Below are 17039 nucleotides of genomic sequence, written 5' to 3'. Positions count from 1 at the left end.
CGGCGTTCGCGTCGGCCTACATAAATGTACTTAGGGGGATTCATTATGTTGACACAAAACGAAAAAATCACAGTTGAAAACGGTGTATTAAACGTACCGAACGTACCGACGATTCCATTTATCATCGGTGACGGCACAGGACCAGACATCTGGAACGCGTCGGTGCGCGTCTTTGATGCGGCTGTCGAAAAAGCATACGGCGGCGAGAAGAAAATCGAATGGATGGAAGTGTACGCTGGGGAGAAGGCCTTCAACCAAAAAGGCGAATGGCTTCCAAACGAGACACTCGATCAAATCCGTGAATATTTGATTGCCATCAAAGGTCCATTGACGACACCGGTCGGCGGCGGAATCCGTTCACTCAACGTAGCACTCCGTCAAGAACTTGACTTGTACACGTGCTTGCGTCCGGTCCGTTACTTCACAGGCGTCCCATCACCGGTCAAGCGCCCAGAAGATACAGACATGGTCATTTTCCGTGAGAACACAGAAGATATCTACGCTGGGATTGAGTACGCGTCAGGCAGCGACGAAGTGAAAAAATTGATCTCATTCTTAAAAGAAGAGATGAACGTCAACAAAATCCGTTTCCCAGAAACGTCTGGAATCGGCATCAAACCGATCTCGTCTGAAGGAACAAAACGCCTTGTTCGCGCGGCTCTCGAGTACGCGATCGCGAACAACCGTAAATCGCTCACGCTCGTCCATAAAGGGAACATCATGAAGTTCACAGAAGGCGCCTTCAAAAACTGGGGTTATGAGCTCGCAGAAGAAGAATACGGCGACAAAGTCTTCACATGGGCACAGTACGACCGCATCAAAGAAGAGTCAGGCGAAGCGGCTGCAAACGAAGCTCAATCGAAAGCAGAAGCGGAAGGCAAAATCATCGTAAAAGATTCGATCGCCGATATCTTCTTGCAACAGATTTTGACACGTCCACGTGAATTCGATGTCGTGGCAACGATGAACTTGAACGGGGACTACATCTCGGATGCACTCGCTGCCCAAGTCGGCGGAATCGGGATCGCGCCAGGAGCGAACATCAACTACGTGACGGGCCATGCGATCTTTGAAGCGACACACGGTACGGCACCAAAATATGCAGGTCTTGACAAGGTCAACCCGTCATCAGTCATCTTGTCAGGTGAGATGATGCTTCGTCATATGAACTGGAACGAAGCGGCTGACCTCATCATCAACTCGATGGAGAAGACGATTGCCTCGAAAGTCGTCACATACGATTTCGCCCGCCTTATGGACGGCGCGACAGAAGTGAAGTGTTCAGAGTTTGCAGATGAACTAATCAAAAACATGTAATTCATCAGTTAAACCAAGGGGGAGAGCACAATGATTCGTCGCAATAAAATTTCGGTGATCGGTAGCGGATTCACGGGAGCCACGACTGCACTGTATCTGGCTCAAAAAGAGCTCGGTAACGTCGTCCTGCTCGATATCAAAGAAAACGAGAGCCCGACGAAAGGGAAAGCGCTCGATATGCAAGAGACGGCGCCGATTCAAGGGTTTGACTCGTGGATCACGGGGACGTCGGATTACACCGACACGGCGGATTCGGATATCGTCGTTATCACGGCCGGGATTGCCCGGAAACCTGGCATGAGCCGGGACGACCTCGTCTCGACGAACGCCAAAGTGATGCGGGCCGTCACGAAAGAAGTGGCCCGCTATTCACCCGATGCGATTTTAATCGTCTTGACGAACCCGGTCGATGCGATGACATATGCCGCCTTCAAAGAGTCAGGCTTCCCGAAAGAGCGCGTGATCGGTCAATCCGGTGTGCTCGATACGGCCCGGTTCCGGACGTTCGTCGCTGCGGAGTTGAATATCTCCGTGAAGGACGTCTCTGGATTCGTGCTCGGCGGGCACGGGGATGACATGGTCCCGCTCATTCGTTACTCGTACGCGGGAGGCATCCCACTCGAGAAGCTATTGCCGAGCGACCGAATCGATGCGATCGTCAATCGGACCCGTAAAGGTGGCGGCGAAATCGTCCAGCTACTCGGGAACGGATCGGCCTACTATGCGCCGGCAGCGGCCATCGTCGAGATGGTCGAAGCGATCTTGAAAGATCAACGACGTATTTTACCGGCCATCGCGTATCTCGACGGTGAGTACGGCTTCCACGACTTGTATCTCGGTGTCCCGACGATACTTGGCGCGAACGGGATTGAACGTGTGCTCGAACTTGAATTGACGGAAGAGGAGACGGCCGCGCTTGAGCGCTCGGCTGAATCGGTCCGCTCCGTCTTGAACGTCCTTAACTGATTCGTCACCTCGTCTGCTGAGCAGGCGAGGTTTTTTGTACGCTTGGTTTTTGAGGGTCGCGTGCTACACTGAAAGAAGAACGTGGATTTGTTTTGTTTTTGTAAAGATTTGCTTTGATGTTGGTCGGACGTGGCATTGATTTGTAAAATAGGTAGTGTACGTGACAGAACAGATAGATTAGAGGAGGAACTAAGCGTGGCCGAAAAAGTGATTGTTGTCGATGACGAGGTGTCGATTGCGACGTTATTGAAATTCAATTTGGAGCAAGCCGGTTTTGAGGTTGAGACGGCCCATGATGGGAAGACCGGTCTCGAACTCGCCGAGAAGCAGGATGCGGTATTGATCGTCCTCGATTTGATGTTGCCCGAGATGGATGGTCTCGAAGTTTGTAAGCGACTCCGCCAACAGAAAGTGAACACGCCGATCCTGATGTTGACGGCAAAAGACGATGAGTTCGATAAAGTGCTCGGACTCGAACTAGGGGCAGATGATTATTTGACGAAACCGTTCAGTCCGCGTGAGGTTGTGGCCCGGGTCAAAGCGATCTTACGGCGTTCGGCTCCACAAGAGGTGCCGGCGGTGGACGCGGACGTCATTGAAATCGGTGACGTGAAAATTATCGCTTCGAACTATGAAGTGTTCAAAAACGGGGAGCGGCTTGAGTTGACCCCAAAAGAGTTCGAACTGTTGGCCTATCTTGCTAAAAACAAAGGCCGTGTCTTGACGCGTGATCAACTCTTATCGGCTATTTGGAATTACGATTTCGTCGGCGATACGCGCATCGTCGATGTCCATATTAGCCACCTTCGGGAAAAGATTGAACCGGTGACGAAAAAACCGACATATATCAAAACGATTCGCGGTCTCGGCTATAAGATGGAAGAGCCGATGCCCGAATGAAGACGTACCGCTCGCGTTTTTTGACGACGCTCATCCTGCTCGTGACGGGCGTCTTGTTGACCCTCGGGATCGTGCTTGGTCAATTGTTCAAAGACTTCTATTTGGACTCCGAACGCGATCGTTTGAAAGAGGACACGGAGCTCGCCGCCTTATATTTAGAAGGGGGCGACCTCGAGGCGATTCAAGACTATGTCCGGCAAATCGATGACGAGAGCAGTTTCGACATTCTGCTCCTCAATCGCCGAATGGAAGTGATTGCCGGGACACCGTTTCGGGTCGGTTCGTTCGATTTTCGGATGGACGCTGCTTCAATCCCAGACGACGGGACGTTTGGGAACGAGACGCGCGATGATTTGATTCAGTTCACAAAACCGATCGAACTCTCCTCGGGTGATACGGTGTATCTCAGTTTCATCCGCTACGTCTCCGATCTAGAAGGGGTATATGACCGGATTTGGCTGACGATTGCCTTGGCCTTGATTTTCTCATTCTTCTTGATTTTGTTCGTGTTGCACAATTTGACGAATCAGTTTATCCGACCGATCGATGAGGCGACAATCGTGTTACGTGAACTTGCCGACGGAAACTATCGGGCCCGTGTGTACGAATTGCGCAATGATGAAGAAACGGGCAGTCTGGCCGGGTCGATCAACGTTCTCGCCCGTAACTTGGAGACGATCTCACTTGGTGAATCCGTGCAACGGGCAAGGCTCGAGTCACTCATCGAATACATGGGGGCAGGGTTGCTTTTGGTCGACGAACGTGGCATCGTGACGCTCGTCAACCGCTCATATCGTGACATGTTCCAATACGACGACTTGATGATTGGTCAATTTTATCACGGCATTTTACCGAGTCCGGACGTCGAGACGTTGATCGAGGACGTCTATTTGACCGAAGAGCCCCACCGCCGTCAATTGTCGATTCGAACTGGATTCAACCAAAAGACGTATATGGTGTCGGCCGCACCGATCTTCAGTGATACAGGCATGTTGCGCGGGACGACGCTCCTGTTTAACGATATTTCTGAATTGAAACGACTCGAGAAGATGCGGAAAGATTTCGTCGCGAACGTCAGCCATGAGTTGAAGACGCCGCTCACATCGATCCGAGGTTTCAGTGAGACACTCCTTGACGGGGCAAAAGAAGTGCCCGAGTTGCGCGATCAATTTTTGGATATCATTCAAAAAGAAGCGACGCGCATGCAAATGCTCGTTGAGGACTTACTCGAGCTGTCACGGCTTGAACGTGAAGATTTCCATTTGGACTTCACCCCGGTCCAGCTCAATCAGCTCGTTGAGGAAGTGTGTCTCGTGTTGAGCCAGAAAGCGGAGCAGAAATCGATTCATTTGGAGTCGCGCCACGACGGGGAAGTCGTCTTGCAGGCGGACATGAACCGAATCAAGCAAGTCATCTTGAACCTTGTCGCCAACGCCATCAACTACTCGCCGGAAGGCAGCCGTGTCGAAATCGCGGTCGAAAAGAGAACGGACGGATCATATTTGATTGTCAAAGACAACGGGATTGGCATCGCGCCGAAAGAAGTGAGCCGAATCTTTGAACGATTCTATCGGGTCGATAAAGCGCGGAGCCGGAACTCCGGCGGGACAGGTCTCGGACTTGCCATCGTCAAACATATCATCGACCTTCATCACGCGACGATTCACGTGGATAGTGTCGAAGGTGCTGGGACAACGTTCACAATCAAATTCCCAATCGCTTAACATGGAATTCATGTCGGGTTCATACCGACTTTACAAAGCGATGCTACTCTATAGATGAGACCTCTTCATCATCTCGTGTCCCGGCCGGTGCTCATCTCCACTCGGTCAGGAAGATTGACCCTTTTCTAGCTACTAGAAAAGGGTCTTTTTTTTCGAACGCATGTGCCCGTATGATATGATGGAATCAGATAGAATGGAGGTTGACCAATGAATAAACTACTACTTCTTGATGGAAACTCACTCACATATCGTGCGTTTTTCGCGCTGCCTCCGATGACGGATGCGAGCGGTCGAAATACGAACGCCGTGTACGGGTTCACGATGATGTTGTTAAAACTGATGGAAGACGAGCAACCCACGCATTTCGCGGTCGCATTTGATGCGTCGAAGAAGACGTTCCGGCACGACACGTATGCTGACTATAAGGGGGGACGGCAGAAGACCCCAGGGGAACTCCGCGAGCAATTCCCAATCGTCCGCGAGATTTGTGAGGCGTTCGGGATCAAAGTGCTCGAACTCGACCAGTACGAGGCCGACGATATTATCGGGACGCTCTCAAAAAATGAGGCGTTCGATCAAGTGACGGTCGTCACTGGGGATAAAGATTTACTGCAACTGATTGACGATCGCGTCACCGTCTATTTGACGAAGCGCGGGATCACCGATGTGGAGACGATGGACGCGAAGGCGTTCAAAGAGCGCTATGACGGTCTCACCCCGCTCCAAATGATCGATTTGAAAGGCTTAATGGGGGATAAGTCCGATAATATCCCCGGAATCCCGGGGGTTGGTGAGAAGACGGCGCTTAAACTGCTCACGGCTTACGGATCTGTCGAAGGACTATATGAACATACGCATGAATTAAAAGGGAAACAAAAAGAGAAAGTCGAGGCGAACGAGCGGGAAGCACTCATGTCGAAACAATTGGCGACGATCTATACGGACGTCCCAATCGAGATTAGCACGGACGACCTTACGTTCCATCCGTATGACGCTGGAAAAGTGAAGCCGTTGTTCATGAGCCTTCAGTTCAAATCGCTTCTGAGCAAACTGAACCTTGAAGCGTCGAGCGAGGAAGCGGTCGAAGCGCGTGAGGTGAATCATATCGCAATCGACGAGCAAGATTTGACAGAAGCGGTCCTCATCCTCGAGCAACTCCGAGACGACTATTTCGAAGAACCGGTCATCGGTGTGGCCATCGCCTCGAAAGCCGGCGTGACGGTCGGCGATGTGTCGCTTTTAGACGTCCCGGCAGTACGAGACTGGTTGGCCGACGAGAACCGAGCCACGATTTGTCTCGATGCGAAACAGACGATCGTCCAATTGAAGCGACATGGTGTGACGCTCCGGGGCTATGACGATTTGCTCGTCGCCGGATATTTGCTGAACCTGTCGGGCGGAACGACACTCGATTCGATTGCCGCTCATTTCGATTACACGTTACCGGAAGACGAGGCGGCTTATGGCAAGGGTGCGAAGCTGCACGTCCCGGAACAGGACGTGCTCGAGCAACATCTCGGCGAGAAGGCGATGGCGATTTTGACGCTGTTCGTAAACGTTGGCAAAGAACTCGACCAAAACGAACAGACGTCGCTGTATGAAGATTTGGAACGGCCGCTCGCCTCGGTGCTTGCAGAGATGGAGTGGGCCGGGATTCACGTCGACGTGGCGACGCTGAAAGTGATGGAAGACGATTTGCGGGAACGGTTACTTCAACTCGAGACGGAGATTCACAGTCTCGCCGGTGAGGCGTTCAATATCAACTCGCCGAAACAGCTCGGCGTCATTCTATTCGAGAAGTTGGCGTTGCCACCGGTCAAAAAGACGAAGACCGGTTACTCGACGGCAGCGGACGTACTCGAGAAACTTGCGCCGCTCCATCCGATCGTCGAACATATTATGCATTACCGCGAGCTCGGCAAGTTGCAATCGACATACGTCGAAGGCTTGCAAAAAGTCATCAAAGACGACGGGAAGATCCATACCCGCTATACGCAGACGTTGACGCAGACCGGACGGTTGTCCTCGGTCAACCCGAACTTACAGAACATCCCGATCCGCTTGGAAGAAGGACGTCGCATTCGCAAAGCGTTCACCGCGAGTGAGGCCGACTGGATGCTGTATGCGGTCGACTATTCGCAAATTGAGCTTCGGATCATGGCCCACATGTCGCAAGATGAGAAGATGCTCGAGGCGTTCCTCCATGATGAGGATATCCATACGTCGACGGCGGCCAACGTGTTCCGAGTCGCCAAAGAAGAAGTGACATCGCTCATGCGTCGCCAGGCCAAAGCCGTCAACTTCGGCATCATTTACGGCATTAGCGACTATGGGCTGTCGCAAAACCTCGGCATTAGCCGAAAAGAAGCACAGACGTTCATCGATACGTATTTCGAGCAGTTCCCGGGTGTGAAACGGTTCATGGATGCCGCGATCGAACGGGCGCGGGAACACGGTTATGTTGAGACGATGCTGAAGCGTCGCCGCAATATCCCGGACATCCATTCCCGCAACTTCAACTTGCGCGGTTTCGCGGAACGCACAGCGATCAACACGCCGATTCAAGGGACGGCCGCCGATATTATCAAAAAAGCGATGATTGATGTCGACGTGGCACTCCGTGAGTCAGGACTTCAATCGAAGTTATTGCTTCAAGTCCACGATGAACTCATCTTTGAAGGACCTAAAGAAGAAATGGACTCGCTCGAGACAATCGTCAAACAAGCGATGGAACATACGGTCACCCTGGACGTGCCGCTCCGCGCGGACGGTTCGTTCGGTGAGACATGGTTCGACACGAAATAAAGACGAGAAAGGAAATCGATATGCCAGAATTACCAGAAGTGGAGACGGTCTGTCGCCGATTGCGGCCATTCGTCTCGGGAAAAACAATTGCAAATGTCGAGGTGCTCGACGCAAAAATCATTCGAGGTCACGAACCGGAGATTTGGAAACAACAGTTGCTCGACGAGACGATTCAAGACGTGGAGCGACGCGGCAAGTTCATTTTGTTCAAATTGACGAACGGCTATCTCGTTTCGCATCTGCGAATGGAAGGAAAATTCTTCCCGCATGACGAAATGGTCAGTCCGGTCAAGCATACGCATGTCGTCTTCACCTTCACGGACGGGACGACGCTTCATTATAACGATGTCAGGAAGTTCGGGACGATGGAGTTGAAGACGAATGAAGAGTTGTTTGTGACACCGCCATTGTCGCTGCTCGCCCTCGAACCGTTCGATCCTGAAGTGACAGCGGAGACGCTTCACAGCCGTCTGAAGCGGATGAACGTTCGTGCCATCAAGACGGCGCTGCTCGATCAATCGATTTTCGTCGGCCTCGGCAATATTTATGTCGATGAGACGTTATATCGGGCCGGTGTCCATCCGACCCGTCCGGCAGCGACACTCTCGCTTGACGAGGTCCGTCGGGTGCATCAAGAGGCTGTGGCCGTATTGACGGAAGCGATTGAACGAGGCGGAAGCACGATTCGGAGCTATACGAATCCGGATGGGGCGAGCGGGACGTATCAAGAGACACTGTATGTATATGGACAGACCGGGGAGCCATGTAAGCGATGCGGCCGACCGATTGAAAAGATGAAATTAGGCGGACGGGGCACCCATTACTGTCCGCACTGCCAACAGTAAGAGGTGGACATGATGTTGAAGATTGGTTTGACAGGTGGAATTGCGACAGGAAAGTCGACCGTATCCAGACTGTTTCGAAAGCAGGGCATCCCGATCATCGACGCCGACAAGATGGCACGGATCGTCATCGAGCCAGGCGGCAAAGCGTTCGCGGGCGTCCGCGAGGCGTTCCCGCAATGTTTCACGGGCGACGAGTTGAACCGCCAGGCGCTCGGACGAGAAATCTTTCATGATGATGCCAAACGTCAGTTGCTGAATCAGCTCATGCATCCGGCCATCCGGGAAGAGATGCTCGAGGAGATGCGCGGATACGAGGCTGCAGGGGAGACGGTCGTCATATTCGATATCCCGCTCTTGTTCGAGGGAACGATGCGGGACCTCGTCGATTATACGGTCGTCGTCTATTGCCGTGAAGAGATTCAACTGATGCGTCTCATGGAGCGCAACGGGTTGACGAAAGAAGAAGCGCTCGCTCGGATCCATGCACAAATGCCGATTGAAGAGAAGAAACAACAGGCTGATTTTTTAATCAACAACAACGGTGCGTTAGGCGACTTGTCGGCCCAAGTGGTCCGCCTCGTCGAACAATTTGAAGACATGAAAAAAGAAGGCGACTGACGACGCCTTCTTTTTTGTTCAGTTGAGTGGGTCTGAGTCAGGCTTCCCTTTTTTCCACGTGTCGAAGATGGCGCGTCCGTCGCTCGGATGGCCGTTCGAATAGTAAATCGGATAGAGTGAGAAGAAGACATAATAGAACGAGAAGTATGCGAACTGATACGTGTAAATTGTCGGCTCAATCTCTCGCGTCAAGATGAAGGCGTTCACAATCAAAATACTCGATAAGTTAAAAATTGAACCGCCCGCGTAGACGAGACTCCGCGTCAGGCGATTGCTGTACTTCAAGTCACTGAATTGGCACCAGGCGTCATAAAAATAAACGCGGTTAAATTGAAGGCGTCCGATTTTAAACAATTTTTTCCCGGTCCCAATCTCCATGTCGAGCGAACCCCCAAATAGTTTCGCGAAGAAGAAATGACCGAATTGATGGATAATCGTCACAATCGGTAAGATGATGAAAAATGAGATGACAAATTTATCTAGGTCTGTCCAATCAAACATATAGTCTTAGCTCCTTTCCAAGCTCTACACCAAATTTCCCTCTTTTTCAAATCTGAAACTGTAAAAAAGTGAAAAAAATGTGACGATTCATAGTGAAAACGCTTCCAATTTTCCGTTATAATGGTGTCGTAACGCAGAAAAAAGGGGGATTCAGAATGGGGACGAAAGTTGCAATCAATGGATTTGGTCGAATCGGCAGAATGGTATTTCGGAAGTTGATGCTCGAAGGGCGTCACGACGTGGTCGCCATCAATGCGAGTTATCCGGCGGAAACGCTCGCGCACTTGATCAAACACGACACGGTCCACGGACCGTTCACACTGACGGTCCGAGCGCATGGGGATGCGCTCGAAGTCGATGGGAAACGCATCATGCTCGTATCCGAGCGAGACCCGGAGCGATTGCCGTGGGCTGAACTCGGTGTCGAGATCGTCATCGAGGCGACGGGGAAATTCAATTCTGATGTCGGGGCGAAAAAACATTTGACGGCCGGTGCGAAAAAAGTCATTTTGACGGCACCAGGAAAAGGCGAGTTGCGGACGATTGTCATGGGGGTGAACGATCGGGATTATTTACCGGAGCACGATCACGTCATTTCGAACGCCTCGTGTACGACGAACTGTCTCGGCCCGGTCGTCAAAGTATTGGATTCGACGTTCGGGATTGAAACGGGGCTCGTGACGACGGTGCATGCCTATACGAACGATCAAAACAATATCGACAATCCGCATAAAGATTTGCGTCGTGCCCGTGCTTGTGGCAGTTCCATTATACCGACTTCGACTGGTGCTGCGAAAGCCATCGGGCTCGTCTTGCCGGAACTTCAGGGCAAATTGAACGGGATGGCGCTACGAGTGCCGACGCCGAACGTCTCGCTCGTCGATCTCGTCGTCGAGTTGCGTCGAGATGTGACGGTCGACGAAGTGAATCAGGCGTTCGAGCGTGCTGCACACGGGGAAATGACAGGCGTGCTCGGCGTCTCGAACGAACCGCTCGTCTCGATCGACTTCAATGGAGATGAGCGTTCGTCAATCGTCGATGCCGATTCGACGATGGTGCTCGGGGGCAATCATGTCAAAGTGCTCGCTTGGTACGACAACGAATGGGGCTATTCGTGCCGCGTCGTCGACTTGTTGGACATGGTCGCGAGCTACCTGCAAATCGGACAACAAGAAACCCACGTCTGAAAAAATATATTTATCTAAAAATATTTTTAAAGAATTGAAACAAATGTCTTGTAACGACGTCCTAAACAAGATACACTCTAACTCGTGAACTTCAATTGGTCTGACAAACGCAACTTAAAGGGTTAGGACCTCTTAGGACTAACTTGCCCCCGTGGTTGTGGGCGATTCAGGCACAAAGTGAGTGATCATCAACTACTTTGAGACCATTGATGTAAAGGGGGATCCACTAATATGGATACTATGGGACGTCACATTATTACAGAACTTTGGGAGTGCAATCCCGACAAATTAAACGATATCGACTACATCGAGCGCTTGTTCGTCGATGCAGCACTTCGTTCGGGCGCTGAAGTCCGCGAAGTCGCTTTCCACAAATTTGCGCCGCACGGTGTAAGTGGAGTCGTTATCATTTCAGAATCACACTTAACGATTCACAGTTTCCCAGAGCATGGCTACGCATCAGTCGATGTGTTCACATGTGGGGATCGAATCGATCCAGCTACAGCCTCGCAATACATTGCAGAAGGCTTGGAAGCAAAAGTTCGTGAAGATGTGAAACTTGACCGTGGGATGGGACCGATTCGTGTTCCTGAAGCGCAAGTGGCAATCAGCAAATAATCAGATTGACCTTATGAGGCTGGCCGATTTTCGGTCAGCCCTTTTAATTGTTTTGTTAACCGCTTAATTTTGATATGCTTAACCTATATAAATAAGGTGTCGAGGTGGATAATGGGATTATTTGATAAGTTTCAAACACATGTCCAAACGGACGATTCGCATAAAAATGAGGCGTTACGGACGCGTTACGTGGCGGCATCGCCAAGCGCCGTGCTCACATGGCTCCGCGAACGGATTCAAGCAGAAGGTCAAACGGTTCGCCGGGTCGATGCAGACCGGGGTGAAGTGGCGTTTCATGGAGACGGATGGGACGCATTGGCGACCATCGTCCAAGTGGACGGCGGACGCACGGCCGTCGATTTTACATTGAACCGTGACCAGATGCTCGGACCAGACCTCGGTCAAATCGTCACCACATATTATGAGGCGCTATCCGTGAAGTTCCCGCTCCGCGCCATCGGGAATCAATCTGTCGAACGATAAGGAGGGCTGAGCATGCGTTGTCCTAAATGCGATCATAATGGAACGAGAGTGCTCGACTCCCGGCCAGTACAAGATTTCTATTCGATTCGTCGCCGTCGCGAATGCGAGGAGTGCGGCTATCGCTTCACCACGTTTGAAACGGTCGAACAGACACCGCTCATCATCGTCAAAAAAGACGGGAATCGGGAAGAGTTCAGCCGTGAGAAAGTGCTTCGCGGGATTATTCGGGCGTGCGAGAAACGTCCGGTCACGCTGGAGCAACTTGAAGGTGTGGTCACGAAAGTCGAGCAACAGTTACGCGCCCTCGGCCAGTCCGAAATTCCGAGTGAACAGGTTGGGGAGCTCGTCATGAACGAGCTCGCGCGGGTCGACGAAGTGGCATACGTCCGCTTCGCGTCCGTCTATCGCCAGTTCAAAGATATCTCTGTGTTCTTTAAAGAACTAGAAGATTTAATGAAGCAAGAAAAATCGACCAACTAAACGGGCGGCCTGTTGGTCGCCTTTTTTCAAGGGAGACCTACCATGGAAAAAGAACGAATCCTGTACGGAACTGACGAACTGTTGATCATGAGCACCGGACTCATCGATCGCGAGTCGTATCAGTCGCTGTACCATTTATATCAGCCGGTCATCGGAGTGAAGGCGCTCGCGATGTATCAGACGCTTTGGAGCGAGCTGAAGCCCGGAAAAATGAAATCGAACTATATGTCACATAGCGCGCTTTGTGAGATGCTCGATTACTCGATCAACGAGCTGACAGACTGTCTGTTCCGGCTCGAAGCGATCGGTCTCGTCCGGACGTATAAGACGAAAGACGAGCGCTTGACCCAGTACGTGTATCAACTGCGGGTCCCACTCGCACCCCATACGTTCTTGAATGACGGGCTGTTGTCGAGTTTCCTCTTCTATAAAGTCGGGGAAGTCCGCTTTAAACAGTTACAAGGTCGATTCACGATCGATCCATTGCCGGCCGGAATCATTGAAGTGACGAAAGACTTTAATGAAGTGTTCGACGTCAAAGGGGTCAATCATATGGCGTTCACACAAAAGAACTACGAGAAACCTGACCGCGCCAAAATCGAGATCAACTATACGTTCGATATGGAAATCGTCAAAAAGTTGACGAACTTTCCCGTCGGCTTCTTCACGAAGAAGCTCGATGAGACGATCACGAAGCTTGCCTACGTCTCCCAAATCGATGAAGAGACGATGGCCGAGATGTTGAAGGAGTACTTCGTCCACGAGGCGTATCTACCGCTCAGCGAGCAAGAGAAGCGCGACGGCTGCCGTCAGATGGTGTTGCAGTTGAAGAAAAAACAGACGCGCCATCGGAAAGTGAAGTCGGATGAGTCGGAGAAGGCAGAAATCGGTGATTTGCATGACGTGACAGTCATGGAAGAAGCGCATCCGCATCAGTACGTGTCGACGTTACGGAAGACGCCACAACTGTCGAAGAGCGACGAGCAACTCATCATCGACCTCGTCGATACGCTCGGACTCGCGCCAAGTGTCATCAACGCATTGTTCTATTACTGTATCGAAGTGAAGAAGCAGACCCGGCTCAGTGAGAACTACGTCATGCGGATCGCGACGAGTTGGAAGACGGCAGGCTATTTGAACGCCAAAGACGCGTTGGAACAAGAAGCGACACAAGACGCGCTCATCGAGAAGAAACAGCAGAAGCGGGAGAACGTGCAACAGCGGACGACCGTCGGCTCGAGACGCAAAGACAAGACCGAGATGCCAAAATGGCTCGAGGACGAGGCGAAAGAGCAACGGACGTACGATCAAAAACGAAAACAAGAGCTCGAGGCATCGGTTCCAGACGACGCGGAACTCGTCAAGCTGTTGAATGAATTGAAAGAGAAAGGATGAGGGACATGGAACGCATCAATCAAACGCTCGCCCAAATGATGAACCGGAAAGAAGTGCGGGAAGCGTACGAATCGATTCGCCGGCGCACCCTCGAACATCCAGAAGTCGTCGCCTTTTTAAAGGCGCATCCGGAGTTAGACGAGACGGCGGTCGAGGTCGGCTTTACGAAGCTCAGTGAATATGCGGAACAGATGGACGGCAAGAAGCTCGTCGAGGAGCAAGCCGTCATCCCGGGCCATCAGCCGGTACTCTATGTCGACCTCGGTCAAATCGCGATCCGTTATGAAGAGACGGTCAAGCATCGTCAAGCACGGCGCCAAAAAGAGATGGACCGGAAGTTTAAGAGCTTATTCTTGCCGGAAGAAGTGCGAGAGGCGAGCTTTGAATCGTTCGACTGGTCGGATGACGCCCGTAAAATCGCACTCCGTGAATCGATGCGATTCGTCTCGGGCATGAAGACCCGCCAAAAAGTGAACGGCCTGTACTTACACGGCAGCTTCGGGGTCGGGAAGACGTATTTACTTGCGGCGATCGCCAACGAACTGAAAGTGGCGGACATCGAGACGATTCTCGTCCACGCCCCGGGATTCGTCTCGGAAGCGAAACGGAAGATCCGGACCGATTCGTTCGACTCATTTTTGACATCGTTCCAACACGTACCGGTGTTACTGATCGATGACATCGGTGCCGAGGCGATCAGTCCGTGGGTACGCGACGAGCTGTTCGGGATCATCTTGCAATATCGCATGATGCATCGCTTACCGACGCTTTACAGTTCGAACTTCAGCGGTGAAGAGCTCGAGACGCACTTCTCGATCGACGGTTCGCCGCAGAACAAAATGAAAGCCCAGCGGCTCATGCAGCGCATCTCGACGACGACGACACAAATCGAATTAAAAGGTGAGAACCGACGTCGGTAAAGGGATTGTATTTCTTAAACGAGTTGACTATACTAATAATCATATAACCGATGCATCGAAGAGGACATGAGACGTCGTCACGGGTTTCAAAGCGAGGGAAGACTGGTGAGAGCTTCCTAAACACGCCGATCGCCTTACTCCCTCAGAGCACCGTACGGGCCAATCGTGCGGCGATTCACACTCGTTATCGTGTGTTCGAGCCAAGCGTTACGCTTGGGAACGAGGGTGGTACCACGAGAATCAAAGCTCGTCCCTTTCATAGGGATGGGCTTTTTTTATTTATTTTTAAATGTAGAGAGGGGAAGTTGACACATGATTCAATTGACATTTCCAGATGGGGCCGTCAAAGAGTTTGAGGCCGGCATCACAGCAGAAGAAGTAGCAGGTTCGATTAGTCCAGGACTCCGAAAAAAAGCAATCGCCGCCAAAATCGATGGTGAGATGATCGATTACCGTCGTCCGATTGAACAGGACGGTAAAATCGAGCTCGTCATGCCGGATTCGGAAGAGGGCATCGATTTGATGCGCCACTCGTCAGCCCACTTGATGGCCCAAGCCATCAAACGGTTATACGGCGAAGAAGGCAGTATCTACCTCGGCATCGGACCGACGATCGAGAACGGTTTTTATTATGATATCGAGATGGATCGCCGCATCAACGAAGAAGATCTCCCGGAAATCGAGAAGATGATGAAGCGGATCGTCGACGAGAACTTGGACATCACACGTGAAGTCGTGTCGCGCGACGAGGCGCTCGAACGCTACAAGGCGCTCGGAGACCCGCTCAAAATCGAATTGATTGAAGATATCCCGTCGAGCGAGACGCTCACGATTTACCATCAAGGCGAATTTTTCGACTTGTGCCGCGGACCGCACGTCCCGTCGACATCGAAGTTGAAAGTGTTCAAGTTGATGAGCGTGGCCGGTGCATACTGGCGCGGCGACTCGGACAATAAGATGCTCCAACGCATTTACGGAACGGCGTTCGCGACGAAAGAACAACTCGCGGAACACTTGCGTCTATTGGAAGAAGCGAAAGAGCGCGACCATCGCAAGCTCGGGAAAGAGCTCGATCTCTTCTTCGTGTCGCAAGAAGTCGGTCAAGGTTTGCCGATGTGGCTCCCGAAAGGTGCCTCGATCCGTCGGACGGTCGAACGTTATATCGTCGACAAAGAGCTCGAGCTCGGGTATCAGCACGTCTACACACCGGTCCTCGGTTCGGTCGACTTGTATAAGACGTCTGGTCACTGGGATCACTATCAAGACGATATGTTCCCGAAAATGGAGATGGACAACGAAGAACTCGTCCTTCGTCCGATGAACTGTCCGCACCACATGACGATCTATAAACATGAGCCGCGCTCATACCGCGAACTCCCGCTTCGCATCGCCGAGCTCGGCGGCATGCACCGTTACGAGATGTCAGGGGCGCTCACAGGCCTCCAACGCGTCCGTTACATGGTGTTAAACGACGGGCATACGTTCGTCACACCGGAGCAGATGAAACAAGAGTTCAAAGATATCGTCCACTTGATTCAAGAAGTGTACGCTGACTTCGGCATCAAAGACTATCGTTTCCGCTTGTCGTACCGTGACCCGGCCGACAAAGAGAAATACTTCGACAACGACGCAATTTGGGAAACAGCCCAACGTCAATTGAAAGAGACGATGGATGAGCTCGGTCTCCCGTATTTCGAAGCCGAAGGCGAAGCGGCATTTTACGGACCGAAACTCGACGTCCAAGTCCGCACGGCGCTCGGCAAAGAAGAGACGTTGTCGACGGTCCAACTCGACTTCTTGCTCCCTGAGCGGTTCGACTTGACGTACACAGGACCAGACGGCAAAGACCATCGCCCAATCGTCCTTCACCGTGGTGTCGTCTCGACGATGGAACGTTTCGTCGCCTACTTGATTGAAGAGTATAAAGGCGCGTTCCCGACATGGCTCGCCCCGGTCCAAGTCAAATTGATCCCGGTCTCACACGTCCACGACGAATACGTCGCGGAAGTGAAAGCAGAGCTCGTCAAGCGCGGTGTCCGCGTCGAAACGGACCTTCGTGATGAGAAACTCGGCTACAAGATTCGGGAAGCACAGATGAAGAAAATCCCGATGACGCTCGTCCTCGGAGATAAAGAACGTGATGAGCGTGCAGTCAACATCCGTCGTTATGGACAACAAGAACAAGTATCGGCCACGCTCGATGAATTCTTGTCGTCACTCACAGCAGAGATCGCCAACCGTTCACGTTAATATGTCGACCATCCTTCATTGGAAGGGTGG

The 17039-nt window shown here is 51.8% G+C and carries 15 protein-coding genes; 14 read left to right on the top strand and 1 reads right to left on the bottom strand.

Annotated features, from left to right (window positions below; genetic code table 11):
* The first annotated feature begins 48 nt into the window (after window positions 1-48).
* From icd to coaE, 7 genes are all read left to right on the top strand, one after another.
* On the top strand, window positions 49-1317 hold the full coding sequence (icd, locus tag KNP78_RS01210) for an NADP-dependent isocitrate dehydrogenase (protein ID WP_034779982.1): 1269 nt from the start codon (window positions 49-51) through the stop codon (window positions 1315-1317).
* 30 nt (window positions 1318-1347) lie between these two features.
* Window positions 1348-2283, top strand: a complete 936-nt coding sequence (gene mdh, locus KNP78_RS01205) for a malate dehydrogenase (protein ID WP_214823151.1) — start codon at window positions 1348-1350, stop codon at window positions 2281-2283.
* A 195-nt stretch (window positions 2284-2478) separates the two neighbouring features.
* On the top strand, window positions 2479-3183 hold the full coding sequence (locus KNP78_RS01200) for a response regulator transcription factor (protein ID WP_034778217.1): 705 nt from the start codon (window positions 2479-2481) through the stop codon (window positions 3181-3183).
* Complete coding sequence (gene pnpS / locus KNP78_RS01195; protein WP_034778215.1) at window positions 3180-4907, top strand: two-component system histidine kinase PnpS; 1728 nt, start codon at window positions 3180-3182, stop codon at window positions 4905-4907. The genes KNP78_RS01200 and pnpS overlap by 4 nt, the downstream gene beginning before the upstream one ends.
* A gap of 207 nt (window positions 4908-5114) precedes the next feature.
* A complete protein-coding gene (gene polA, locus KNP78_RS01190; RefSeq protein ID WP_214823150.1) occupies window positions 5115-7712 on the top strand; it encodes a DNA polymerase I in 2598 nt (865 codons plus the stop codon).
* Window positions 7713-7732: 20 nt separating this feature from the next.
* Complete coding sequence (gene mutM / locus KNP78_RS01185) at window positions 7733-8557, top strand: DNA-formamidopyrimidine glycosylase (protein WP_214823149.1); 825 nt, start codon at window positions 7733-7735, stop codon at window positions 8555-8557.
* Between the two features lie 12 nt (window positions 8558-8569).
* Complete coding sequence (coaE, locus tag KNP78_RS01180) at window positions 8570-9175, top strand: dephospho-CoA kinase (protein WP_214823148.1); 606 nt, start codon at window positions 8570-8572, stop codon at window positions 9173-9175.
* 18 nt (window positions 9176-9193) lie between these two features.
* Here the strand turns inward: coaE and KNP78_RS01175 are convergent, their stop codons facing one another.
* On the bottom strand, window positions 9194-9676 hold the full coding sequence (locus KNP78_RS01175) for a site-2 protease family protein (RefSeq protein ID WP_034778208.1): 483 nt from the start codon (window positions 9674-9676) through the stop codon (window positions 9194-9196).
* 155 nt (window positions 9677-9831) lie between these two features.
* Between KNP78_RS01175 and KNP78_RS01170 the strand changes: the two genes are divergently transcribed.
* The 7 genes from KNP78_RS01170 to thrS all read left to right on the top strand — a co-directional run bounded on the left by KNP78_RS01170 (window position 9832) and on the right by thrS (window position 17009).
* Window positions 9832-10863 carry a glyceraldehyde-3-phosphate dehydrogenase gene (locus KNP78_RS01170; RefSeq protein ID WP_214823147.1) on the top strand — a complete coding sequence of 344 codons (1032 nt, stop codon included), beginning with the start codon at window positions 9832-9834 and terminating at the stop codon, window positions 10861-10863.
* 231 nt (window positions 10864-11094) lie between these two features.
* Window positions 11095-11481, top strand: coding sequence for an adenosylmethionine decarboxylase (gene speD, locus KNP78_RS01165; protein ID WP_029595188.1), 387 nt, complete (start codon window positions 11095-11097; stop codon window positions 11479-11481).
* Between the two features lie 111 nt (window positions 11482-11592).
* Window positions 11593-11964, top strand: coding sequence for a hypothetical protein (locus tag KNP78_RS01160; protein ID WP_034778204.1), 372 nt, complete (start codon window positions 11593-11595; stop codon window positions 11962-11964).
* Between the two features lie 12 nt (window positions 11965-11976).
* Window positions 11977-12444: a transcriptional regulator NrdR gene (gene nrdR / locus KNP78_RS01155; protein WP_021065634.1), complete on the top strand. Its 468-nt coding sequence runs from the start codon at window positions 11977-11979 to the stop codon at window positions 12442-12444.
* A gap of 42 nt (window positions 12445-12486) precedes the next feature.
* The gene (locus tag KNP78_RS01150; RefSeq protein WP_214763247.1) at window positions 12487-13839 is read left to right on the top strand and encodes a DnaD domain protein; all 1353 of its coding nucleotides are present in this window, start codon (window positions 12487-12489) and stop codon (window positions 13837-13839) included.
* 5 nt (window positions 13840-13844) lie between these two features.
* Complete coding sequence (gene dnaI / locus KNP78_RS01145) at window positions 13845-14759, top strand: primosomal protein DnaI (protein ID WP_021065636.1); 915 nt, start codon at window positions 13845-13847, stop codon at window positions 14757-14759.
* A 312-nt stretch (window positions 14760-15071) separates the two neighbouring features.
* On the top strand, window positions 15072-17009 hold the full coding sequence (gene thrS, locus KNP78_RS01140; protein ID WP_034778201.1) for a threonine--tRNA ligase: 1938 nt from the start codon (window positions 15072-15074) through the stop codon (window positions 17007-17009).
* Window positions 17010-17039 lie beyond the last annotated feature (30 nt).

It is taken from the genome of Exiguobacterium sp. s28, assembly GCF_018618135.1.
GTDB classification, from domain to species: domain Bacteria; phylum Bacillota; class Bacilli; order Exiguobacteriales; family Exiguobacteriaceae; genus Exiguobacterium; species Exiguobacterium mexicanum_A.
This window is presented reverse-complemented; position numbering and strand designations above follow the sequence as displayed.

Coding starts and splice junctions, on each gene's coding strand:
- pnpS (WP_034778215.1), top strand. CDS start 3,180: ATGAAGACGTACCGCTCGCGTTTTTTGACGACGCTCATCCTGCTCGTG.
- polA (WP_214823150.1), top strand. CDS start 5,115: ATGAATAAACTACTACTTCTTGATGGAAACTCACTCACATATCGTGCG.
- KNP78_RS01160 (WP_034778204.1), top strand. CDS start 11,593: ATGGGATTATTTGATAAGTTTCAAACACATGTCCAAACGGACGATTCG.
- mdh (WP_214823151.1), top strand. CDS start 1,348: ATGATTCGTCGCAATAAAATTTCGGTGATCGGTAGCGGATTCACGGGA.
- dnaI (WP_021065636.1), top strand. CDS start 13,845: ATGGAACGCATCAATCAAACGCTCGCCCAAATGATGAACCGGAAAGAA.
- speD (WP_029595188.1), top strand. CDS start 11,095: ATGGATACTATGGGACGTCACATTATTACAGAACTTTGGGAGTGCAAT.
- mutM (WP_214823149.1), top strand. CDS start 7,733: ATGCCAGAATTACCAGAAGTGGAGACGGTCTGTCGCCGATTGCGGCCA.
- KNP78_RS01175 (WP_034778208.1), bottom strand. CDS start 9,676: ATGTTTGATTGGACAGACCTAGATAAATTTGTCATCTCATTTTTCATC.
- nrdR (WP_021065634.1), top strand. CDS start 11,977: ATGCGTTGTCCTAAATGCGATCATAATGGAACGAGAGTGCTCGACTCC.
- KNP78_RS01170 (WP_214823147.1), top strand. CDS start 9,832: ATGGGGACGAAAGTTGCAATCAATGGATTTGGTCGAATCGGCAGAATG.
- coaE (WP_214823148.1), top strand. CDS start 8,570: ATGTTGAAGATTGGTTTGACAGGTGGAATTGCGACAGGAAAGTCGACC.
- thrS (WP_034778201.1), top strand. CDS start 15,072: ATGATTCAATTGACATTTCCAGATGGGGCCGTCAAAGAGTTTGAGGCC.
- KNP78_RS01150 (WP_214763247.1), top strand. CDS start 12,487: ATGGAAAAAGAACGAATCCTGTACGGAACTGACGAACTGTTGATCATG.